Source organism: Dactylosporangium roseum, from assembly GCF_025264685.1.
In the GTDB taxonomy this organism is placed as follows: Bacteria; Actinomycetota; Actinomycetes; order Mycobacteriales; family Micromonosporaceae; genus Dactylosporangium; species Dactylosporangium roseum.
Window position 1 is genome coordinate 1,376,166 of record NZ_CP073721.1, and the last position, 22,163, is coordinate 1,398,328.

The 22,163-nt window shown below is 70.5% G+C and carries 23 protein-coding genes; 13 read left to right on the forward strand and 10 right to left on the reverse strand.

The annotated features are described in order from the left end of the window. From Drose_RS07220 to Drose_RS07235, 4 genes are all read left to right on the forward strand, one after another. The gene (locus Drose_RS07220; protein ID WP_260727407.1) at positions 1-927 is read left to right on the forward strand and encodes a F0F1 ATP synthase subunit gamma; all 927 of its coding nucleotides are present in this window, start codon (positions 1-3) and stop codon (positions 925-927) included. After that, complete coding sequence (atpD, locus tag Drose_RS07225) at positions 927-2,360, forward strand: F0F1 ATP synthase subunit beta (protein WP_260727408.1); 1,434 nt, start codon at positions 927-929, stop codon at positions 2,358-2,360. The genes Drose_RS07220 and atpD overlap by 1 nt, the downstream gene beginning before the upstream one ends. 314 nt (positions 2,361-2,674) lie before the next feature. Beyond that, the gene (locus Drose_RS07230) at positions 2,675-2,956 is read left to right on the forward strand and encodes a F0F1 ATP synthase subunit epsilon (RefSeq protein WP_260727409.1); all 282 of its coding nucleotides are present in this window, start codon (positions 2,675-2,677) and stop codon (positions 2,954-2,956) included. Positions 2,957-2,971: 15 nt separating this feature from the next. Further along, complete coding sequence (locus Drose_RS07235) at positions 2,972-3,427, forward strand: DUF2550 domain-containing protein (RefSeq protein ID WP_260727410.1); 456 nt, start codon at positions 2,972-2,974, stop codon at positions 3,425-3,427. A 21-nt stretch (positions 3,428-3,448) separates the two neighbouring features. On the opposite strand, the gene Drose_RS07240 is transcribed toward Drose_RS07235, so the two are convergent. Beyond that, positions 3,449-4,021: a cob(I)yrinic acid a,c-diamide adenosyltransferase gene (locus Drose_RS07240; RefSeq protein WP_260727411.1), complete on the reverse strand. Its 573-nt coding sequence runs from the start codon at positions 4,019-4,021 to the stop codon at positions 3,449-3,451. Between the two features lie 28 nt (positions 4,022-4,049). On the opposite strand from Drose_RS07240, the gene murA reads away from it, so the two are divergent. Then, complete coding sequence (murA, locus tag Drose_RS07245) at positions 4,050-5,333, forward strand: UDP-N-acetylglucosamine 1-carboxyvinyltransferase (protein ID WP_260727412.1); 1,284 nt, start codon at positions 4,050-4,052, stop codon at positions 5,331-5,333. 118 nt (positions 5,334-5,451) lie between these two features. Here the strand turns inward: murA and Drose_RS07250 are convergent, their stop codons facing one another. Continuing rightward, positions 5,452-5,760: a hypothetical protein gene (locus Drose_RS07250; protein WP_260727413.1), complete on the reverse strand. Its 309-nt coding sequence runs from the start codon at positions 5,758-5,760 to the stop codon at positions 5,452-5,454. Positions 5,761-5,829: 69 nt separating this feature from the next. Here Drose_RS07250 and Drose_RS07255 point away from each other — a divergent pair, with 69 nt between their 5' ends. Continuing rightward, positions 5,830-6,681, forward strand: coding sequence for a 3-hydroxyacyl-CoA dehydrogenase family protein (locus Drose_RS07255; RefSeq protein ID WP_260727414.1), 852 nt, complete (start codon positions 5,830-5,832; stop codon positions 6,679-6,681). Here the strand turns inward: Drose_RS07255 and Drose_RS07260 are convergent. From Drose_RS07260 to Drose_RS07270, 3 genes are read right to left on the reverse strand one after another with little or no spacing between them, the layout of a single operon-like run. After that, the gene (locus tag Drose_RS07260; protein WP_260727415.1) at positions 6,666-8,858 is read right to left on the reverse strand and encodes an ATP-binding protein; all 2,193 of its coding nucleotides are present in this window, start codon (positions 8,856-8,858) and stop codon (positions 6,666-6,668) included. The two genes, Drose_RS07255 and Drose_RS07260, sit on opposite strands and share 16 nt — an antisense overlap. Positions 8,859-8,911: 53 nt before the next feature. Further along, positions 8,912-9,697 (reverse strand): ABC transporter permease, encoded by a 786-nt coding sequence (locus Drose_RS07265; protein WP_260727416.1) that lies wholly within the window; start codon positions 9,695-9,697, stop codon positions 8,912-8,914. Continuing rightward, positions 9,694-10,536, reverse strand: a complete 843-nt coding sequence (locus Drose_RS07270) for an ABC transporter ATP-binding protein (RefSeq protein WP_260727417.1) — start codon at positions 10,534-10,536, stop codon at positions 9,694-9,696. The genes Drose_RS07265 and Drose_RS07270 overlap by 4 nt, the downstream gene beginning before the upstream one ends. Positions 10,537-10,605: 69 nt before the next feature. Here Drose_RS07270 and Drose_RS07275 point away from each other — a divergent pair, with 69 nt between their 5' ends. Continuing rightward, on the forward strand, positions 10,606-12,597 hold the full coding sequence (locus Drose_RS07275) for a protein meaA (RefSeq protein WP_260727418.1): 1,992 nt from the start codon (positions 10,606-10,608) through the stop codon (positions 12,595-12,597). 19 nt (positions 12,598-12,616) lie between these two features. Here Drose_RS07275 and Drose_RS07280 read toward each other — a convergent pair whose 3' ends face one another. Continuing rightward, complete coding sequence (locus Drose_RS07280; RefSeq protein ID WP_260727419.1) at positions 12,617-13,246, reverse strand: DUF4126 domain-containing protein; 630 nt, start codon at positions 13,244-13,246, stop codon at positions 12,617-12,619. 64 nt (positions 13,247-13,310) lie between these two features. On the opposite strand from Drose_RS07280, the gene nucS reads away from it, so the two are divergent. After that, positions 13,311-13,970 (forward strand): endonuclease NucS, encoded by a 660-nt coding sequence (gene nucS, locus Drose_RS07285; protein WP_260727420.1) that lies wholly within the window; start codon positions 13,311-13,313, stop codon positions 13,968-13,970. Between the two features lie 168 nt (positions 13,971-14,138). On the opposite strand, the gene Drose_RS07290 is transcribed toward nucS, so the two are convergent. Beyond that, a complete protein-coding gene (locus tag Drose_RS07290) occupies positions 14,139-15,644 on the reverse strand; it encodes an aldehyde dehydrogenase family protein (RefSeq protein WP_260727421.1) in 1,506 nt (501 codons plus the stop codon). A 106-nt stretch (positions 15,645-15,750) separates the two neighbouring features. On the opposite strand from Drose_RS07290, the gene Drose_RS07295 reads away from it, so the two are divergent. Further along, on the forward strand, positions 15,751-16,563 hold the full coding sequence (locus Drose_RS07295; protein WP_260727422.1) for an alpha/beta fold hydrolase: 813 nt from the start codon (positions 15,751-15,753) through the stop codon (positions 16,561-16,563). 466 nt (positions 16,564-17,029) lie between these two features. Here Drose_RS07295 and Drose_RS07300 read toward each other — a convergent pair whose 3' ends face one another. From Drose_RS07300 to Drose_RS07310, 3 genes are all read right to left on the reverse strand, one after another. After that, positions 17,030-17,731, reverse strand: a complete 702-nt coding sequence (locus tag Drose_RS07300; protein WP_260727423.1) for an SDR family NAD(P)-dependent oxidoreductase — start codon at positions 17,729-17,731, stop codon at positions 17,030-17,032. 30 nt (positions 17,732-17,761) lie between these two features. Then, complete coding sequence (locus tag Drose_RS07305; RefSeq protein WP_260727424.1) at positions 17,762-18,265, reverse strand: MarR family winged helix-turn-helix transcriptional regulator; 504 nt, start codon at positions 18,263-18,265, stop codon at positions 17,762-17,764. 66 nt (positions 18,266-18,331) lie between these two features. Beyond that, on the reverse strand, positions 18,332-18,688 hold the full coding sequence (locus tag Drose_RS07310; protein WP_260727425.1) for a DoxX family protein: 357 nt from the start codon (positions 18,686-18,688) through the stop codon (positions 18,332-18,334). Between the two features lie 225 nt (positions 18,689-18,913). On the opposite strand from Drose_RS07310, the gene Drose_RS07315 reads away from it, so the two are divergent. From Drose_RS07315 to Drose_RS07330, 4 genes are read left to right on the forward strand one after another with little or no spacing between them, the layout of a single operon-like run. After that, positions 18,914-19,330, forward strand: a complete 417-nt coding sequence (locus Drose_RS07315; protein ID WP_260727426.1) for a DUF7144 family membrane protein — start codon at positions 18,914-18,916, stop codon at positions 19,328-19,330. Between the two features lie 55 nt (positions 19,331-19,385). Then, positions 19,386-20,396, forward strand: a complete 1,011-nt coding sequence (locus tag Drose_RS07320) for an alpha/beta hydrolase (RefSeq protein ID WP_260727427.1) — start codon at positions 19,386-19,388, stop codon at positions 20,394-20,396. A gap of 60 nt (positions 20,397-20,456) precedes the next feature. Beyond that, positions 20,457-20,957: a DUF456 domain-containing protein gene (locus tag Drose_RS07325; protein WP_260727428.1), complete on the forward strand. Its 501-nt coding sequence runs from the start codon at positions 20,457-20,459 to the stop codon at positions 20,955-20,957. Between the two features lie 45 nt (positions 20,958-21,002). Then, complete coding sequence (locus Drose_RS07330; protein ID WP_260727429.1) at positions 21,003-21,776, forward strand: maleylpyruvate isomerase family mycothiol-dependent enzyme; 774 nt, start codon at positions 21,003-21,005, stop codon at positions 21,774-21,776. The last annotated feature ends 387 nt before the right edge of the window (positions 21,777-22,163 follow it).

Genomic DNA, 22,163 nt, shown 5'->3' on the forward strand with positions numbered 1-22,163 from the left:
ATGGCCGGTCAGGTACAAGCACTGCGCCGGAAGATCCGCACGGTCAAGTCGACCAAGAAGATCACCAAGGCGCAGGAGCTCGTCGCCACGAGCCGCATCGGCAAGGCGCAGGAGCGGGTCGCCGCTTCGCTGCCGTATGCCGAGGCGATCACGGGCGTGCTGACGGCACTGGCGACCAACACCAACGTCGACCACCCGCTGCTCGTGCCCCGGACCACGGTCCACCGGGCCGGTGTCCTGCTGGTCACCAGCGACCGCGGACTGTGCGGCGGCTACAACGCCAACGCGATCCGCACGTGTGAGCAGTTGATCGCCCGCCTGCGGGAGGACGGCAAGCAGGTCGCCCTCTACATCGCCGGACGAAAGGGCGTGGCCTACTACCGGTTCCGCGGCCGCGAGATCGCGGGGAGCTGGACCGGCTTCTCCGAGCAGCCGCGGTACGACAACGCCAGCGAGATCGGCGAGACGCTGATCCAGGCGTTCGTCAACGGCGCCGACGACTCGATCGACGGCCCGGGCGCCGACGGCATCCTCGGCATCGACGAGCTCCACATGGTCCACACGCAGTTCCGCTCCCTCATGACCCAGACTCCCGTCGCGCGGATCGTCGCGCCGATGGAGGTCAAGGAGCAGGAGGTCAGCGGGCCGCTGCCGGCCTACGAGTTCGAGCCCGAGGCGGAGCAGCTACTGGACGCGCTGCTGCCGAAGTACATCAACACGCGGATCTTCGCGGCGCTGCTGGACTCGGCGGCCAGCGAGTCGGCCGCCCGCCGACGCGCCATGAAGAGCGCCTCCGACAACGCCGACGACCTGCTCAAGCGGTACACCCGCGAGATGAACTCCGCTCGGCAGGCGGCGATCACCCAGGAAATCAGTGAGATCGTCGGCGGCGCCAACGCGCTGGCGGCGGCGGGAAGTGATGTGTGATGACTGCACCAGCAGACACGAAGACCGCGGTCGGCCGCGTGGTCCGGGTCATCGGCCCGGTCGTCGACGCCGAGTTCCCGCGTGACGCCATGCCCGAAATCTACAACGCGCTCCATGTCGACGTGGTCCTCGCCGAGGGCACGAAGAAGCTGACGCTCGAGGTTGCCCAGCACCTCGGCGACAACATGGTGCGCGCCATCTCCATGCAGCCTACCGACGGCCTGGTCCGCGGCGCCGAGGTGCGCGACACCGGCGCCGGCATCTCGGTGCCGGTCGGCGACATCACCAAGGGCCACGTGTTCAACGCCCTCGGCGAGGTGCTCAACGCCGACGAGTCGACGCTCGAGATCAACGAGCGCTGGGAGATCCACCGCCCGCCGCCCGAGTTCGCGGAGCTGGAGCCGAAGACCGAGATGCTGGAGACCGGCATCAAGGTGCTCGACCTCCTCGCGCCGTATGTGCGCGGTGGGAAGATCGGCCTCTTCGGTGGCGCCGGCGTGGGCAAGACGGTGCTCATCCAGGAGATGATCATCCGGGTCGCCCGGAACTTCGGTGGCACCTCGGTGTTCGCCGGCGTCGGCGAGCGGACCCGTGAGGGCAACGACCTCATCCTGGAAATGGCCGAAGGTAACGTCCTGGACAAGACCGCTCTGGTCTTCGGCCAGATGGACGAGCCGCCGGGCACCCGGCTGCGGGTCGCGCTGGCCGCGCTGACCATGGCGGAGTACTTCCGCGACGTGCAAAACCAGGAAGTGCTGCTCTTCATCGACAACATCTTCCGGTTCACCCAGGCCGGCTCCGAGGTGTCGACGCTGCTCGGCCGTATGCCGAGCGCCGTGGGTTACCAGCCGACCCTGGCCGACGAGATGGGTCAGCTCCAGGAGCGCATCACCTCCGTCCGGGGCAAGGCCATCACCTCGCTCCAGGCGATCTACGTGCCCGCCGACGACTACACCGACCCGGCGCCCGCCACCACGTTCGCCCACCTGGACGCGACGACCAACCTCGAGCGGTCGATCTCGGACAAGGGCATCTACCCCGCCGTCGACCCGCTGGCGTCCTCCTCGCGCATCCTCGCGCCGGAGTTCGTCGGCGCCGAGCACTACGGGGTCGCCCGCGAGGTGCAGCGGATCCTGCAGAAGTACAAGGACCTCCAGGACATCATCGCCATCCTCGGTATGGACGAGCTGTCCGAAGAGGACAAGGTGACGGTGGCCCGGGCGCGGCGCATCGAGCGGTTCCTGTCGCAGAACACCTACGCGGCGGAGCAGTTCACCGGCGTTCCCGGCTCGACGGTTCCGCTCAAGGAGACGATCGAGGCATTCAAGAAGATCAGTGAGGGTGAATACGACAGCTTCCCCGAGCAGGCCTTCTTCATGTGCGGTGGCCTTGAGGATCTCGAGCGCAACGCGCACGAGCTCATGAAAGGCTGACCGGCCGCTCCAGCGACCCAGGAGAAGGCGCGGACCCGGCGGGTCCGCGCCTTCTCTCGTTCCGCGGGATCGCCTTGTGCCAAAGCAACACCCGCGGTGGAAAATTTCAGCGATTGCCCCCGCTAGTCGGTGACGTGCGTCACGCTCTGAGGTAGTGGAAACTCACGTCGGGTAGTCGCCCCGGTCAATCCCGCGGCAGCGCGCTGAATCCGTTCCTGGGCTGTTGTGCCAACGTGGCGAGGGCCACTGCTCGATCGCCCGGATCATTGACTAGACTCGTCCAAACCGAATTGCGCACACGAGGAGTAACTAGCGTGGCGAGGCAACTGCACGTCGAGCTCGTAGCCGTCGAGGAAAAGGTGTGGTCCGGCGACGCTGACATGATCGTCGCCCGCACGACCGAGGGCGAGCTCGGTGTGCTCCCCGGACACGCTCCGCTGCTCGGCCAGCTCGCCGAGCCCGGCCAGGTGCGCATCAAGCAGTCGGGCCAGGAGTTCGCCTTCGACGTCTCGGGCGGATTCCTCTCGGTCACCGCGACAGGGGTGACGGTGCTCGCCGAGAGCTGCGCGCCCGCTTCCTCCGCCGCGGCGCACTAGGCAGAGGCGGCGGAGGTGAGGATCGTCGAGGCAATCGGGATCGGCGTCCTCATCCTGCTCGCCGCGTTGGCGCTGCTGTTCCTGCGCCGCATGGTCATCACCCGCCGGGGCGGCACGATCGAGCTCGGTGTGCGGTTGAGCACCATGGTGCCCGGCCGTGGCTGGTCCGCGGGCCTCGCGAGGTTCGCCGGCGACGACCTGCGGTGGTATCGCATCTTCAGTTTCTGGCCGGGCCCACGTCGGGTGCTTTCCCGACGTGGGCTTGCCGTTGACCGCCGCCGCGCCCCCGATGCCGCCGAGCGTCTCGTGCTGCCGCCGGACTGGGTCATCGTCCGCTGCGTCACCCGGCAGTCCCCGGTCGAGATCGCGATGGCCGAGCGGGCGTTGACCGGCTTCCTGTCCTGGATCGAGGCGGCCCCTCCCGGCGAGTCGACCCCGGACACCCGCCCGTACCGCTACCGCGCCGGCTGAGCGGCTTCCGCCGGCAAGGGGTCAGCGGGAGCCGCCCGGGACCCACTTCACGTCGCCGTCCGGGTTGGCGATCCGGCACAGGATGAACAGCAGGTCGGAGAGGCGGTTCAAGTACCGCAACGCGACCGGGTTCGTCGTGTCCGGCGCCACCTCCATCAGGGTCCACGCGCTGCGCTCGGCGCGGCGGGTCACCGTGCGCGCCACGTGCAGCAGCGCCGCGCCAGGGGTGCCGCCGGGCAGGATGAACGAATCCAGCTTGGGCAGCCGCGGATTGAACTCGTCGCACCACGCCTCGAGCCGCTCGACCTGCGCCTCGGTGACACGCAGCGGCGGGTGTGCCGGCTCCGGGGTGATCGGGTTGCACAGGTCCGCCCCCACGTCGAAGAGGTCGTTCTGCACGACGGTCAACGTGTCACGCACCTCGTCGGCCAGGTCGCCGAGCGCCAGCGCCACCCCGATGGCCGCGTTCGCCTCGTCGACGTCGGCGTAGGCGCCGATGCGCGGGTGTGTCTTCGGGACCCGGGAGAAGTCCCCGAGTCCCGTCTCGCCGGCGTCGCCGGTCTTGGTGTAGATGCGTGTGAGGTGAATGGCCATGCCTTCGACAGTACGGAATGCCCCTACGATGGCGGACGTGGACGTGATCCGTGTTGTGGGCGGCGCTCGGCTGGACGGCGACGTCTCCGTGGTCGGAGCCAAGAACTCGGCCCTGAAGCTCATGGCGGCAGCGCTCCTGGCGACCGGCCGGTCGGTGCTCACCAACGTGCCGCGCATCACCGACATCGCCATCATGGCCGAGGTGCTGCGCCGGCTCGGCTGCGACGTCGAGCAGGACGGCGACCGGGTGGTCATCGACGTGCCCGAGCAGTTGGGCGCCGAGGCCGACTACGATCTCGTCCGCCGCCTGCGGGCCTCGATCTGCGTGCTCGGCCCGCTGGTCGCCCGCTGCGGCCACGTGCGGGTCGCCCATCCCGGCGGCGACGCCATCGGCTCGCGGGGCCTCGACATGCACGTGGAGGGGCTGCGCCGGATGGGTGCGGACATCTCCGGTGAGCACGGGTTCGTCATCGCCACGGCGCCGAAGCTGCACGGCGCCACCATCTGGCTCGACTTCCCCAGCGTGGGCGCGACGGAAAACCTGCTGATGGCGGCGGTGCTGGCCAACGGCCGCACCGAGATCGACAACGCCGCGCGCGAGCCGGAGATCGTCGACATCTGCCGGATGCTCACGGACATGGGCGCCGACATCGAGGGTGCCGGCAGTTCCCGCCTCGTCGTGCGGGGCGTCAGCGAGCTGCGCCCCGTGGTGCACCGCACGGTCGGCGACCGGATCGTGGCCGGCACCTGGGCGTTCGGCGCGGCGATGACCCGCGGTGACGTGACCGTCCACGGCATCGACCCCGGGTTCCTGGAGATCGCGCTCGACAAGGTCGTCACCGCCGGCGGCGAGGTCACCACCGGGCCGGACTCGTTCCGGGTGCGGATGGCCGAGCGGCCCCGCGCCGTCGACGTCGTCACCCTGCCGTATCCGGGCTTCGCGACCGATCTGCTGCCGATGGCGGTCGGCCTGGCGTCGGTCAGCGAGGGCTCCTCGCTGGTCACCGAGAACATCTTCGACGGCCGGTTCATGTTCATCAACGAGATGTCCCGGCTGGGCGCCGACATCCGCACGGACGGCCACCACGCCGTGGTCCGCGGCAAGGAGCGCCTGTCCGGCGCACCGGTCACCGCGACCGACATCCGGGCCGGCGCGGGCCTGGCGATCGCCGGTCTGTGCGCGGACGGCGTCACCGAGATCCGCCACGTGCACCACATCGACCGCGGCTACCCGAGCTTCGAGTCGGACCTGCGGGGACTGGGCGTCGCGGTGGAGCGGGCGGTGGCCCCGCCCGACGAGTTCGACTTCTGACGATAACCCGAATGACAGCGTCGATCATGCACCTGTGGTGCCTGACAAACCCGGACGAGTTGGGAGTGTCACGGCACCACAAGTGCAAGATCGACGCATGGAAGGGGCGGTGGGTGGGTCAGGAGTTGATCAGGCGTCTGGCTCGGTCGAACTCGTCCGCGAAGACGAGCACGCGGACCATCCCGTCATGCCCGGTCGCCAGGGTGGCGCGCACGCCGTTGTGCCGGAGGCGGTCCCGCACGTCGCGGGCGAAGGCCAGGTCGCCGATGACGGAGACGGACCGCAGGAGGCCGTAGTCGTCGGTGGGGAACGGTGTGAGGGATATGCCACTGGGTGCCCCGCTGTCCTTGATCAGCCGGATGATGAAGACGAGCGCGGTGAGCACGCCGGCGGAGGCGGCCCATCCCGCGAGGTACATGAGGGGCACGTGGACAGTTTGCCACCGACGAGTAACGCAGCGTAGCGAGTTGGGTTCAAGAAACCGAGGAGAGAGAGCATGGCGGGTCGTCTTGCGGTCATCGGAGCGGGGCTCATGGGGTCCGGTATCGCCCAGGTCGCCGCGCAGGCCGGTTGGGAGGTGACGCTGCGGGACCTGAACGACGAGGCCGTCCAGCGGGGTCTCAGCGGCATCCGCGCGAGCCTCGGCAAGTTCGCGAGCAAGGGCACGATCAGCGAGGCCGACGTCGAGGCCGCGCTCGCCCGCATCCACCCCGCCACCGACCTCGACGCGGCCGCGAACGCCGACATCGTGGTGGAGGCCGTGTTCGAGCGGCTGGACGTCAAGCACGAGGTCTTCCGTGCGCTGGACAAGATCTGCAAACCGGACGCGGTACTGGCGACGAACACCTCCGCCATCCCGGTGACCCAGATCGCGGCGGTCGTCGAACGGCCGGAGCGGGTCGTCGGCACCCACTTCTTCTCGCCGGTCCCGGTCATGAAGCTCTGCGAGCTCGTCCGCGGGTACAAGACCTCCGACGAGGCGCTGGCGACCGTCCGGGCCTTCGCCGAGGAGATCGGCAAGACGTGCGTCGTGGTCAACCGCGACGTCGCAGGCTTCGTCACCACACGGCTCATCGCGGCCCTGGTCGTCGAGGCGGTCAAACTCGTCGAGAGCGGCGTGGTCAGCGCCGAGGATCTCGACCTGGCCTGCAAGCTCGGCTTCGGTCACGCCATGGGCCCGCTGGCGACGACCGACCTGACCGGCGTGGACGTGCTCTACCACGCGACCAAGAACATCCACACCGACACCGACGACCCGAAGTTCTTCCCGCCGGAGCTGCTCGCCCGGATGGTGACCGCGGGTGACCTGGGCCGGAAGACCGGCAAGGGCTTCTACACGTACTCGTGACGCTCGGCGCCGTCGTGCGCGGCGGTGGACGGCGCGAGGTCCACCGCCGCCGGGACGGTGAAGCTGAACCGGCTGCCACCGCCGGGGTTGTCGGCGACGGTGATCGCGCCGCCGTGCCGGTCGACGACCCGGCGGCAGATGGCCAAGCCCAGCCCGGTGCCGCCGTACGGCTGCCCCTCGTGCGCCCGGTGGAACGACTCGAAGACGCGCGGCTTGTCCGCGTCGGGCACGCCGATGCCACGGTCGGCCACGTCGACCCGGATCCAGCCGGGCCGGTCCACCACGGCGCTGATGTCGATCTTCGGAGTCCGACCCGGGTGGACGTACTTCAACGCGTTGCCGATCAGGTTGTCGAGCACCTGCCGCAGCATCGCCGGGTCGGCCTCGACGACGGGCAGCGGCCCCACGTAGATGTCCGGCCGCGCGGCGAGGTGGTTCACCCGCTCGGCCACGACCTCGGACACCAGCTCGGCGAGGCCGATCGGCTGGGTGCGCAGCGCCGCGTCCCGGGCCGTGGTGTAGGCCAGCAGGTCGTCGATCAGCCGGCGCATGCGGATCACGCCCGCGCTGACCCGGTCGATGCTCTGCAGCGCCTCGCGGGCGTGGGGCGGCGTCTCGGACAGCGCGTCGTGCGCCAACTCGGCGTGCGCCGCGAGGACGGTCAGCGGGTTCTTCAGGTCATGCGCGACGATCCCGGCGTACGCGGCCAGCTCGGCCTCACGCTCGCGGGCCGCGGTCACGTCGTGGAACACGGCGATCGCGCCCCGGCGACCGTCGACGTCGAGCGGGCGGCCACTGACCGAGAGCAGCAGGCCGTCGGGCCGGCCGGGATTGCGGATGACCATCTCGACCCGGTCCGTCGACTCGCCGTCCAGGGCGCGGACGAGCGGCAGCTCCTCGGCGGGGAAGGGGGTGACGCCGTCGGGCCGGTAGATGCCGTAGTGCGCCTGCCAGTGCTCCACGCCGTCGATGTCGGCGTCCACACCGAGCATCGCCTTCGCGGCCGGGTTGTGGACGAGGAACGCGCCGTCCTCGTCCACCACCCCCACGCCGTCACTGATCCGCTCCAGGATGCCGTTGAGGAGTGCCACCTGGCGGTGTGCCGACCGCTGCGCCTCCCGCAGTTCGGCGGTGGCGGCCGCGACCCTGGCCTCGGCCCGCAGTCGCGCACCGGCGAGCGCCCACAGCATCGCGCCGACCAGCAGCGTGAGCATCGTCCCGCCCACGCCGACCGTCCACGGCAGCAGCGGTGACCCGCCGCCGAGTCCGGCGGAGTCGGCGGTGACGACCAGCCGCCACTGCCGGTTGGCGATCGGGACCGCCACCTCGCGCCGCAGGTCCGGCCGCGTGGCCTGGCCGCGGCGCAGCGAAGCGACCAGCATCTCCTGCCCTCCGCCGTTGGCCGCGAGCAGGCTGCCGTCGACCTGGCCGCGGATCGCCTCGGTGAGCACCCAGCCGGCGAAGTCCTGGCCGCGCAGCCCGAGGATCACCCAGCCCTTGAACACCTGCCGGCCGCTCGGGTCCGGCACGCCCAGGACCGGCGCGGCCATCACGAACGACATCTGCTGCTCCTCGATCGGCAGTTCCCGGTCGCGCAGCAGCACGTACGTGTCCGACACGGCGGGCACGCCCGACCGCCGCGACTCGTTCAGCGCCGCCGAGGGCTCGGCCGACTGCGACAGGTCGACGCCGGCCGCGATCGCCGGGTTGCCGTCCAGCGGACGAGAGAAGATCGTGAAGAGGTGCTCCCGGCCGCTGCCCTCGGCCCGCAGGTCGAGGTTGGTCACGCCGCGCTCCCGCCAGTACCGCTGGATCTCCGCGATCCGCCCGTCCGCCGCGGCGACCGCGAAGACGAGTGACGTGGCGCCGGCGAGCCCGGCGTCGCGCAGCGGTGCCGTGGTGGCGGCGAAGTCGTCGGAGGTGAGGGTCTCGTGCGCGCCGAGCGCCGCCGCGACCGTGCGCAGCGTGTCCAGGTACCGATGGATCTCGGTGCGGACGGCGACCTCCGCGAGTGACGTGTCGCGGTCCAGCAGGGCGAGCGCACGCTCGTGCCGGCCGTCGCGGATCGACCCGGCCGCGTGCCACGACGCCGCGAGGCCGAGGGCGACGACGAGCCCGATCGCCAGGATCCCGGCCGTGCCGGCCTGCCGGATCGCCCTGCGCAGCCGTCCCGTCACCTTGCACTGTTCGGCAACGGTCCGGCAACCCTGAGGTTTTCAGCCCCGCGTGATCATGAGCGGTCGGTCCAGCGGAACGTCGCCAGGCACAGCACCAGCCCGCCCACGATCCACGCGCCCAGCACCAGTGCCGTCGTGCCGTGCTGCCAGCCCCCGTCGACCTCCTGCGCGGCGAACGAGTCGGGCAGGAACACCGACCGCATCCCCTGGCACATCCACTTCAGCGGGAACACCGACGCGATGTCGCGCAGCCAGCCCGGGATGTTCTGGTACGGGATGAAGATCCCCGAGATGAACTGCAGGACGATCGCGACCGGGGTGGCGACCGCCGGCCCGCTGCGGCCGCTGCGGGCCAGCGACGAGAACGCGATCCCGCACAGCGTGCAGGCGGTGATGCCGAGCACCCCGACCCAGGCGAAGGTCAGCCACTTGCCGGCCGTGGACGGCAGCGGCAGGTCGAACAGCAGCACTGCGGTGGCCAGCAGGAGCACCGTCTCGGCCAGGCCGATCGCGAGGACCATCACGACCTTGCCGACGAAGTACGCGACGCGGGGCATCGGCGTGCCGCGCAGGCGCTTGAGGATGCCCTTCTCGCGCTCGATCGGGATCTGGATGGCCAGCGACTGGAACCCGGTGGACAGCAGGCCGGCGGCGAGCATGCCGGCGGCGAAGTACTGGGTGTACGACACGCCGGGCGCGAGCTCGTCCTCGAAGATCGCGCCGAACAGGACGAGCAGCAGGAGCGGGAACGCGAGCGTGAACACCACCGACTCGCGGCTGCGCAGGAACTGCTTGATCTCCAGCCCGCCGCGCAGGAGGCCCAGGTGCAGGGCGGTCATTCGCCGGCGCCGATCATCCGCAGATACACGTCCTCGAGGCTGGGTCTGGTGATGGTCAGGCCGGGCACCTCGCCGCCGAACTGCGCGGCGAGCCTGGTCACGACCGCGGTCGGGGTGTCGGTCCGCTCGGACCGGGGCCCGTCGGGGCCGAGCCAGCCGACGGTCGCCGTGCCGCTGCCCCGGTCGCCCAGGCGGTCGGGCGTGTCGACGGCGATGAGCCTGCCGCCGGCCAGCACGCCGACCCGGTCCGCCAGCGTCTCGGCCTCGTCGAGGTAGTGCGTGGTGAGCAGGATCGTGGTGCCGGCGGCGGCCAGGTCCCGGATGAGGCCCCAGAACTCACGGCGCGCCTCCGGGTCGAAGCCCGTCGTCGGCTCGTCGAGGAACAGCAGCTCCGGACGGCCGACGATGCCCAGGGCGACGTCGAGCCGGCGCTTCTGACCGCCGGAGAGCACGCGGGTGCGGTCGTTCTGCTTGTCCGTCAAGCCGACCCTGGCGAGGACCGCGTCGGGATCGTCGGCCTTGGGGTAGTACTGCGCGAAATGCCGCACGACCTCGCGCGCCGTCAGGTCGTCGAACTCCCCGGTGCTCTGCAGCACGACGCCGACCCGGGAGCGCCACGTCGCGTCGCCGTGCTGCGGATCGACGCCGAGCACCGACACCTCGCCCGAGGTGCGCCTGCGGAAGCCCTCCAGGATCTCGACGGTGGTCGTCTTGCCCGCCCCGTTGGGGCCGAGGAGCGCGAACACCTCGCCGTCGTGGACCCGTAGGTCGACACCGTCGACCGCGACAGCGTTCTTGTAGCGTTTGTGCAGCCCGCGCACGGTGATCGCATCCGACACGGCACTCACCCTAGCCGCGGTGACAACTTTCACCCACGCGCCATAGTTACCGTTCAGTAAGGTTCACCCATGGTTTCAGAGAGGCTCCCAGAGCGCGACCGCCCGTGGGTCATGCGGACCTACGCCGGCCACTCGTCGGCCACCGCGTCCAACGCGCTCTTCCGCCGCAACCTGGCCAAAGGTCAGACGGGGCTCTCGGTCGCCTTCGACCTGCCCACCCAGACGGGTTACGACCCCGACGCCGAGCTCGCCCGCGGTGAGGTGGGGCGGGTCGGTGTGCCGATCGCCCACCTCGGTGACATGCGCACCCTGGTCGATGGCATCGATCTCGGCCGGGCCAACACCTCGATGACGATCAACGCGACGGCCATGTGGCTGCTGGCGCTGTACGTGACGTGCGCGCGCGAGCACGGCGTGCCGATCGAGTCGCTGGCCGGCACCACGCAGAACGACATCGTCAAGGAGTACCTGTCGCGGGGTACGCACATCTTCCCGCCCGGGCCGTCGCTGCGCCTGACCACCGACACCATCGCCTGGACCGTGGCCAACTGCCCGAAGTGGAACCCGGTCAACATCTGCTCGTACCACCTCCAGGAGGCCGGCGCGACGCCGGTCCAGGAGGTCGCCTTCGCCCTGGCGACCGCGATCGCCGTGCTCGACGCCGTGCGCGACTCCGGCCAGGTCCCCGGCGACCGCTTCGCCGACGTCGTCGCGCGGATCTCGTTCTTCGTCAACGCCTCGGTGCGGTTCGTCGAGGAGACGGCGAAGATGCGCGCCTTCACGACACTGTGGTCGTCGATCACCGAGTCCCGCTACGGCGTGACCGATCCGGCCGCCCGCCGCTTCCGTTACGGCGTGCAGGTCAACTCGCTGGGGCTCACCGAGGCGCAGCCGGAGAACAACGTCCAGCGGATCGTCTTGGAGATGCTGGGGGTGACGCTGTCGCGTGATGCGCGGGCACGGGCCGTACAACTCCCGGCCTGGAACGAGGCGCTCGGCCTGCCGCGGCCCTGGGACCAGCAGTGGTCCCTGCGGATGCAGCAGGTGCTGGCGTTCGAGTCGGACCTGCTGGAGTACCCGGACCTGCTCGAGGGTTCCCACGTGATGAGGGCGCTGGTCGACGAGATCGTCACCGGCGCGACCGCGGAGCTGGACCGGGTGCTGGAGATGGGCGGCGTGGTGGCCGCCGTCGAGTCCGGCTACCTCAAGAGTTCCCTGGTCGCGTCGCTCGCCGAGCGCCGGGCCCGCATGGAGCGCGGCGACGACGTCGTGGTGGGCGTCAACCGGTTCACCGAGACCGAGCCGTCGCCGCTGATGGCGGCCGGTGCCGCGGCCATCGAGCAGATCGACCCGGCGGTCGAGGCCACGGCGGTCGCGTCGGTCGCCGAGTGGCGGGCGTCCCGCGGCGACGTGAGCGCCGCCCTGGACGCGCTGCGGACGGCGGCCTCCGGGGAGGCCAACCTCATGGAGGCCACGCTCGAGTGCGTGCGCGTCGGGGTCACCACCGGCGAGTGGGCGGGCACGCTGCGCTCGGTCTTCGGCGAGTACCGCGCGCCGACCGGCCTCTCCGCCTCGGTGTCCCCGCCGACGGCCGACGGCCACCTGGAGCAGGTCCGCGAGCGCGTCCGGCGGACCGCGGACGAGCTCGGCAGCGGCCGCCTGCGCATGCTGGTCGGAAAGCCCGGGCTCGACGGCCACTCCAACGGCGCGGAGCAGATCGCGGTGCGCGCCCGGGACGCCGGCTTCGAGGTCGTCTACCAGGGCATCCGGCTGACCCCGGCGCAGATCGTCGCCGCGGCCGTCGAGGAGGACGTCGACCTGGTGGGCCTGTCGGTGCTCTCCGGTTCCCATCTCGCGGCCGTGGCGTCGGTACTGTCCGGGCTGCGCGCCGAGGGCCTCTCCGACGTGCCGGTGGTCGTCGGCGGCATCATCCCGCCCGACGACGCCGAGGTGCTCCGCGAGTCGGGGGTGGCGCGGGTCTTCACCCCCAAGGACTTCGCCATCACCGACGTGGTGAACGAGCTCGTCACCGTGGTGCGGGAGGCCCACAACCTCGCATAGCGGCCGGACCACCGCCGCCCTAGGACGGTCGATAGCCCTGGGCGTGGGCCCACTTCGCGGCTTCCTTCTCGGCCTTGCGGCGCTTCCGGCGGCGCAGCAGCCAGCCGAACCCGAGGAAGAGCAGCAGCAGGAACAGCAGGACCAGCACCGGCAGGACGATCGCGATCACCGACAGCAGCACGCTGGCGATGTCCTCGACGGTGCTGGCCACCGGGGCGCCGAAGCCGACCGTCGTGGCGTTGATGACCGGCCGTGACGCGGCCTTCATAGTGTGCACGCCGAGTGAGATCGCGCCGCCGACGACGATCGGGACCCATTGATGGCCGCTGAAGAAGTCGCCCGGGTCGGTGACCGTCACCGTCGACGAGCTCGCCGCCGCGCCGAAGGCCAGCCCGCCCGCCGTCGGCCGGATGAACGTCTGGATCACGTCATTGACGTGGTCGACCACCGGCACCTTGTCGGCGACGAACTCGATGGCCAGCAGCACCGCGACGATCGCCAGTGTCCAGCCGTTCTCCATCCACGCCCAGTTGGAGGGCAGGGTGATGAGGTCGGTGTACCGCGCGAGCACGCCGATGGCCAGCAGGGGGATGTACGCGTTCAGCCCGGCCGATGTCGCCAGGCCGAGGCCTGTCAATGACTCCAACACGTCCTCAGCATGACACCGGGACGCCAATCCGGCTGGCTCGGCATGCTCCGCGTAGGCTGTCGCGGTGCGTCTCGTCATCGCCAAGTGCTCGGTCGACTACATCGGCCGGCTCACGGCCCACCTGCCGCCCGCGACCCGCCTCCTGCTCATGAAGGCTGATGGTTCGATCTCGATCCACGCCGATGACCGGGCATACAAGCCGCTCAACTGGATGAGCCCACCCTGCCGGCTGGAAGAGTCCGAGGGCCTGTGGAAGGTCGTCAACAAGGCCGGCGAGGAGCTGCGGATCACGATCGAGGAGATCCTGCACGACTCGTCGCACGAGCTGGGCATCGACCCGGGCCTGGTCAAGGACGGCGTGGAGGCCCACTTGCAGGAGCTGCTGGCCGCCGCGCCGCAGACGCTCGGCCAGGGGTTCACGCTGATCCGCCGCGAGTACATGACGGCCATCGGCCCGGTCGACCTGCTCTGCAAGAACGGCGAGGGCGCCACGGTCGCGGTCGAGATCAAGCGCCGCGGCGAGATCGACGGGGTCGAGCAGCTCACGAGATATCTCGAGCTGCTCGGCCGTGATCCGCTGCTGGCGCCGGTGAGCGGCGTCTTCGCCGCCCAGGAGATCAAGCCGCAGGCTCGGGTGCTGGCCGAGGACCGGGGCATCCGCTGCGTGGTGCTCGACTACAACGCGCTGCGCGGCATCGAGCGCGACGAACTGACCCTCTTCTAGTCCCTCGGCCCGTCGGGCCCCCGTCGGGCCCCCGTCGGGCCCCCGTCGGGCCCGTCGGGCCCGTCGGGCCCGTTCGGCGCGTTGATCATGCACTTGTGGTGCCTGACAAACCCGGACATCTTGGGAGTGTCGAGGCACCACAAGTGCATGATCAACGTGGGAAGGGGGTTAGTGGGAGCGGCCGTGCACCAGGCGGACCACCTTGACGATCTGGGCCATGCTCTTCTCGGTGCGGTTGAAGGTCATGGCGGCCAGGACCGTCGGGCCGCGGCGCTTCACGATCGCCTTCGGGCGGGTGAACTCGCGCAGGCCGTCCTCGCCGTGGATGCGGCCGAAGCCGGAACCGCCGACGCCGCCGAAGGGCAGTGACGGCATCCCGGCGAACGTCAGCGCCGAGTTCACCGAGGTCATCCCGGACCGGATCCGCCGCGCGAGGTCCACGCCGCCCGACTTGGCGAACACCGCACCGCCCAGGCCGTAGCCGGTGCCGTTGGTCAGCCGGACCGCCTCGTCGGCGTCGCGGACGCGAGTGACCGTCAGGGTCGGGCCGAACGTCTCCTCCTGTACCGCCGCGGCATCCTCCGGCACGTCGACCAGGATCGTCGGGCTGACGAACGGCGGCCGGACCGCCTCCGCGCCGCCGAGCACCGCCCGGCCGCCCCGGGAGAGGGCGTCCTCGATGTGCCGGCGGATGACGTCGATCTGGGACGGCATGGTGATCGGGCCGATGTCGGCCGTGGCGTCCGCGCCGACCTGGAGCTTCGCGGCGCGGGAGACCACCCGGCCGAGGAAGTCGTCGTAGACCGCGTCGGCGACGTAGACCCGCTCGATGCCGACGCACGTCTGGCCGGCGTTGGTCAGGCCGCCCCAGACACAGGCCGACGCGGCGGCGTCGAGGTCGGCGTCGGCGGCCACGATCATCGAGTCTTTGCCGCCGCACTCGAGCAGCACCGGGGTCAGCGACTCGGCGGCCGCGGCCATGACCTTCTTGCCGGTGGCGGTCGAGCCGGTGAACGCGATCTTGTCGACGCCGGAGCGGCACAGGGTCGCGCCGACGTCGCCCATCCCGTGCACGACCTGTAGGACGGGACTCTCGGGTACCACCTCGGCGAACCGGTCGGCCAGCCACTGCCCGACCGCCGGGGTGTACTCGCTGGGCTTGAAGACGACCGCGTTGCCCGCCGCCAGCGCGTAGGCGATCGAGCCCATCGGCGTGAGCACCGGGTAGTTCCACGGGCCGATGACGCCGACGACACCGAGGGGGAGGTACTCCAGGTACGACGTGTGCTCCTTGAGCAGGAGCGAGCTGCTGACCCGGCGCCGCCCGAGGACCTTCCGCGCGTGCTGCGCGGCCCACGCGATGTGGTCGACGGCGGCGACGGCCTCGACCAGCGCGTCGGCGGTCGGCTTGCCGCCCTCGCGGCGCATGAGCTCGGTGAGCTCGTCGATGCGGTTGACGAGCAGGCTGCGGTAGGCGAGCAGCCGCCGCCTGCGACCGGCGAACTCCAGGCCCGCCCACCACGCGGCCGCGTCACGGGCGCGGGCCACGGCGGCGGTGAGATGATCCGGGGAGGCGACCGGAAAGCGGCCGACCTCCTCGCCACCGGCGGGATTGGTCGAGATCAGCGAGCCCTCGTCGACGGCAGGGACACCGGGAGTTCGCGTGGCGGTCATGGCGCGATTCTAGACCCGGAAATTACTCACGAGTAGGTCACGGATCCATGTCGAGGACCGCAGTGGTGCTCCGACCGGTTGGCGAACGACGAGTCAGGAGGAACCGTTGAAGACCGAGACCCTCACCGTGCCGGGTGCCACCGTCTACTACGAGGTTCGCGGTAGCGGGCCTGTGCTGCTGCTGATCTGCGGCGGCGTCTACGACGCGGAGGGCTTCGCGGGGCTGGCCGACGGGCTCGCCGACAGCCGTACCGTCGTCACCTACGACCGGCGGGGCAACTCTCGCAGCCCGCTGGACGGCCCGCCCGCCATGCAGAGCGTCGAGGAGCACGCCGACGATGCGTACCGGTTGCTCGCCGCGGTCGGGGTGACCGAGCACGAGCCGGCCGAGGTGTTCGGCAACAGCTCCGGCGCGACGATCGCCCTGGAACTGGCCGCCCGGCACCCCGAGCTCGTGCGCACGGTCGTCGCCCACGAGCCGCCGGTTTTCGAGCTGCTGCCGGACTTCGACCGGTTCCGGACCCTGACGCGACGCGTCGAGGAGACCTATCGGCAGGCCGGCTGGGGCGCGGCGATGGGCGTGCTCGGCGAGGGCATGGGCGAGGGACACCATGACGCCGGCGAGCCGCCGTCGCCGGAGTTCGCCGCGCGGATGCAGAAGAACATGGAGTTCTTCGTCGGTTACGAGGTGCCGCCGGTCGGCGCCTACCTGCCCGACCTCGAGGCGCTGCGGTCCGGCGCCACGCGCGTGGTGCCCGCCGTCGGCGCCGCGAGCACCGGCGAGCCACCGAACCGGGCCGGTCTGGAGCTGGCCACCCGGCTCGACACGACCGCCGAGGTCTTCCCCGGCGGCCACGGCGGCTTCGGCGACGCGGCGAACTTCGGCCCGAAGCTCCGCGAGGTCCTGGACCGCGGGTAGGGCGCGGAAGCGAGCGACCAGTTGTCATGATCGCGGAGCTGCGCACCCCCTTGGCTCAAGGCCGCGAAGTCGAGCCCAGCAGCGCCTGGTCGAACCCGGCCAAGGTGAACGATTCGGGCGCGTGGTTTCGCCGCCGAGGTGTGCCGGCCGGCGCGATCCGCCGCCGTGCCGTTCGCTTTTGTGATCATGGGAAAGATGTGGCTGCCCGGATAGCCAGATCTTTCCCATGATCATGGGGTCGCCCGGCACGGAACGCGCCGTGCCGGGTTCAGCGGCGACCGCGATCGACGGACACCCGCCCGCGCGAGCGTGCGAGCGCAGCCCGCAATGCCGCAGGCCGTACGGAGACGGACACCCGCCCGCGCGAGCGTGCGTCACCGGCCCATGGCGCAACACCGGGTAGACGGACCTCTACGCGGTCAGGAGTGCAGAACGCTTCGCGATGATGAAACTGCGGTCGAACCGCTCAGGAAGCGTGCTCCTTGAGGATTCGCTCGGCGACGGCGACCGGGTCGGCGAGCTTGCCCTCGATGTGCGCGTCGACCCATCGCTGCTTGCCCGGGAAGTAGGCGCCGGACCCCGCGGCCCGGCGGATGGTCTCCTGCATGCCGGTGTCCATCATGCCCGGGTCGACGTTGACGACGCTGATCCGCTCGTCGTCCTGCACCTGTGAGGCGACGACGTCGATGAACGTCTCGCCGGCCGCCTTCGTGGTGCAGTAGAGCGCCCAGCCGTCGATGATCCGCCGGGCCGCGCCCGAGGAGATGAACAGCACCCGCAGGCGTGCGTCGCGCGGCGCGGCCCGCAGGAAGGTGTTGGTCAGCACGACCGGCGCGGTGAGGTTGACCGCGATCGCGTTGGTGATGGCCTCGGTGGTGAGCTTGCCCACCTCGCCGATCGGATCGACGACGGCGGCGTTGTGGATGAGCACCGCGTCGTCGGAGCCCCGCAGGAACGAGCGCAGTGTGTCGTTGTCCGGGAGCCAGTGCGCGTCGGCCAGATCGGTGGAGAACAGCATGACGTCAGTGGGGCGCTCGTCACGCTGTTCTTGTTGGTCGGGGGTGAAGTGGCGGCCGACCGCCAGGATGCGGTCACCACGCGCGTTGGCCACGTCGAAGAAGGCGGCCCCCAGGCCGCGGGACACTCCGGTGATCACGACGGCACGCATGCGGTCACTGTATTCCTGTCGCGGCGGCATTTATATGGCGCGGGCGCCGGGGATCGGTGGTCCCTTCGGCGCACCGGGACACGTCTCGCCCAGCTTGCCCGCGATCGTGCCGAGTGCGTCGGCGAGCGCGGCGGTCTGAGCCCGGTCGAGGTGGTCGAAGATCAGCCGGCGCACGTCGGCGAGGTGGGCCGGCGCGACCTCGTCGGCGAACCGGCGGCCGGCCTCGGTGATGCGGGCGATGGTCACCCGTCCGTCGCAGGCGTCGCCGGTCACCTCGACGTATCCGAGGTCGACCAGCTTGCGCATGCGGTGACTCAACCGGCTCGCCGTCATGTTCATCTTGCCGGCCAGGTCGGACAGGCGCAGCCCGTCGTCGGCGTGGCTCAGCGCCGCCAGCAGCCCGTATTCGACGTGGACCAGGCCGTGCGGACGGAACGTGCGCTCCAGTTCGGGAAATCCGACGAGCACGATGGCGAGCAGCGACAGCCAAGCGCGCTGCTCGGTGTCGTCCAGCCGCCGTGCCTCGTCGTTCATGCCATCCATGGTGCCTGGATCTTGCCGGATGGGGCCAATGACGGGTCCGAAACGCGTCAGAACGCGTCAGAAGCGGCCGATCGCGATCACCACGGCGAGGGCGCCGAGGATCACGTTGATCGGGATCACCTGATGTTCCCTGGCGCGCACGTGGTCGGCGACGGCCAGGACCATGATGAGCGCGAGGCCGACCGCGGCGAGGGGCGTCAGGATCGTCGCGATCCCGGTCGCCCAGGGCAGGATGAGCCCGAGGCCGCCCAGGATCTCCGTCGCGCCGATGAACTTGACCGTGCCCGGCGTTCGCCGCTCGACCCACGTCATGTTCTTCGCGAGTTTCTCCTTGGGCTGACCGACTTTCATGGCGCCGGCCACGACGAAGGCCGCGCCCAGCAGGCCTTGCAGGATCCACAGGAAGACGTTCATTCCGGTTCCTTATGGTTGAAGGTTCAAGTTATTGACGCTCACGATATGACGGTCGTACTTGACGCGTCAAGCATTGCTCCGGGGTCGACCGGCACCGATGGGTCGTCGGGTGGGTCGCCGGGCGCATGCCGTCATCCTCCGGCCCACCCGGCCGCCGGTCATGGGACGAAATGTCCCGACGTCCGGGTGACGGAGGTTCACCCAGGGTCAGCCGACCGTGGCGGCATGGATACCACTTCCAGCTCGATGCGGCAGCGGTCCCGCTGGATCACCAGCTTTGCCGTCTTCGGTGGCAGCATGATGATCGTCATCGGCATCTTCCAGATCGTGGTAGGCCTGACCGCGATCTTCGAGGACACCTTCTACGTGCTCAGTGACAACTACCTCTTCGGCTTCGACGTGAGCACCTGGGGCTGGATTCACCTCGCGCTCGGTGTGATCGTCGCCGCCGGAGGCGTCGGGGTCCTCGTCGGGCAGGTGTGGGCACGCGTGCTCGGTATCGTGCTGGCCGCGCTGAGCGCCGTCGCCAACTTCCTGTTCCTGCCCTACTATCCGCTGTGGTCGATGCTGATCATCGCCGCCGACGTCGCGGTGATCTGGGCCCTGACGAAGTATGGGCGCGACGAGGCCATCGTCACCTAGGACCGTGTGGCCGGCCCACATGTGACCCGGCGCCACTCGGTGCGACCATGCGGTGATGCACGTCACTACACGCGGGCCGATCGACGGTCCACCCGTCTTGCTCATCCACGGCAACTGCTCCTCGTCGGGCTATTGGGAGCCCCTGATCCGTCACCTGCCGTCCGGGTGGCGGATCGTCGCGCCCGACCTGCGCGGCTACGGCGCCTCGGAGGCGTTGCCCGTCGACGCCACGCGGGGACTGCGCGACTTCGCCGACGACGTCGCCGGTCTGCTCGACTCCTTCGGCGGCGCGCGGCCGGTCGTCGTGGGGCACTCGCTGGGCGGGGGCGTGGCGATGCAGTTGCTGCTCGACCACCCCGACTCGATCGCCGCCCTGGTGCTCGAGTCGCCCGTCTCGCCGTACGGCTTCGGCGGCACCCGGGACCTGGACGGCACGCCCACCACACCCGACTTCGCCGGCACCGGCGGCGGCTCGGCCAACCCCGACTTCGTCCGCCTGCTCGCCGCCAAGGACCGCGGGACCGGCGAGCAGGCCAGCCCGCGCAACGTCATGCGGGCGTTCTACGTCGCCGCGCCGGAGTCCTTCGGCGCCGACGAGGAGCTCCTGCTCGACACCATGCTGTCGACGGCGACGGGCGAGGACAACTACCCGGGGGACGCCTCGGCGAGCGAGCACTGGCCCAACGCCGGCCCCGGCACCCGCGGCGTCCTCAACACCTTGTCACCGCGCTGGGTGAACCTGTCCGGCATCGTCGACCTGCCGGTCAAGCCGCCGATCACCTGGATCCGCGGCGACAAGGACGCGATCGTGTCCGACGCGTCGTTCTTCGACCTGGCGCAGCTCGGCAAACTCGGCCTGGTCCCCGGCTGGCCGGGCGACGAGGCGTGCCCGCCGCAGCCGATGGTGGGCCAGACCCGGGCGGTGCTGCAGCGGTACGAGCGGAACGGCGGCACCTTCCGCGAGATCGTCTACGACGACTGCGGCCACTCGCCGCACATCGAGCGGCCGGCCGAGTTCGCCGCCGTGCTGAAGGAGGTCGTCGGCGCTGCGAGGGTCCGTCAGTAGGGCGGTGGTGTCCGGCGAGGTCGCGGTGCCGCCGACCTTGACACCCCTTAGAGTCTTCGCGTGGATCTGACCGACAGCAGCGGGCTGGTCTCGCTCCTCGCCGGCGCCGCGGTGATCATCGGTGTCGTCGGGGTCGTCGTCCCCATGCTCCCCGGCCTGGTCCTGTGCTGGGCCGGGGTGATGGTGTGGGCGCTTTTCGGCGGTCACGGCGCCGTCGGCTGGACGGTCGCCGTCGCGGCCACCGTCGTGCTGGCGCTGGGCCTCGTCGCGAAGTACCTCGTGCCGGGACGCAACCTGAAGCGCGCCGGGGTGTCCAACCTCACCCTGCTGCTCGGCGGCGTCTGCGGCCTCGTCGGCTTCTTCGTCATCCCGGTCGTCGGCCTGGTGATCGGCTTCGTGCTCGGGGTCTACGTGGTCGAGCAGATCCGGCAGAAGGACGCGCGCCGCGCGTGGACGTCGACCAAACACGCCCTCAAGGCCGCCGGCGTGTCGATGCTCATCGAGCTCGCCACCGCGCTGGTCATCGCCGGCATCTGGGTCACCGGCCTGCTGATGGTGTGAAATCTCGCTACGGATTTTGTCCTAGGCGTCTGGCAAAGTGACGGGATGGAGATCGGTCGGCACATCGACGCCCTGGAGCGCGCCGGGCTGGACTTCGTCGACGCGGCGGAGAAGGCCGGGTTCGACGCACCCGTTCCCACCTGTCCCGAGTGGACCGTTCGAGAGCTGGTGCACCACGTCGGTTATGTCCATCGCTGGGCCGCCACCTACGTCCGGGAGTGCCGCACGGTGGTGCTGACCGACGACGAGGAGGAGGCCGCCGTCGGCCCGATGCCGGGCGACGCCGACCTCGTCGCCTGGTTCCAGGCCGGACACGCCGAGCTGGTCGACCTGCTGCGCGCCGCGCCCGGCGACCTCACCTGCTGGCACTTCCTGCCCGCGCCGTCGCCGCTGGCGTTCTGGGCCCGTCGGCAGGCCCACGAGACGACCATTCACCGGGCCGACCTACAGGGTGCCGTCGGCACGATCGGGGGTGTCGATGCCGACGTCGGCATCGACGGCATCGACGAGCTGCTCATGGGGTTCTACGGCTCGCGTGGCGGTCGTCGCCTGCGCGCCGAGGCGCCGTGCACGCTCTCGGTCGGCGTGACCGACGGGGCCTGCTGCGCCGGCCCCCACGCGTGGACCGTCCACATAGGGCCGGAGGGCGCGGAGATCAGCCGCGGCGACCCGGACGCCGCCGACTGCACGCTCCGCGGCCCGGCCAGCGATCTCTACCTGGCGTTGTGGAACCGGCGCGCCACCGCCGACCTCCACGTTGACGGCGACCCGGCGGTCCTCGACCTCTGGCGCTCGCGGGCCGCGATCCGCTGGACCTGATTTCTTGTCGTAGCGGTCCTGACGCGGCGCACGACGGTCGCCACGAGTTCGTCTTCGGGTCGTGGCGCATCACAAACCGGATGGAGCCGAGGACTTCGAGGGCTTCAAGCTCCGCCGGTTCGACCCCGTGGCCGGGGTGTGGCGCATATGGTGGGCATCGAGCCGGAGCGCCGGGCTGTGGCGGGCCCAAGCGCCCCCTGGCCGGCCGGTGAAGCACCGCCGGATCGGCGGACACGGTCCGCTGGGCGCCGGCGTTCGCCGAGGACGGCGGCGCGACGTGTCGCACCAACTGAACCATGAATGTGACTCGGGTGGTGAGCGGTGTTCACCGGAAGCACTCACCGGCCCGGCTCCGGCGGCATGGGATACTCGCCGGTAACTTGAGCG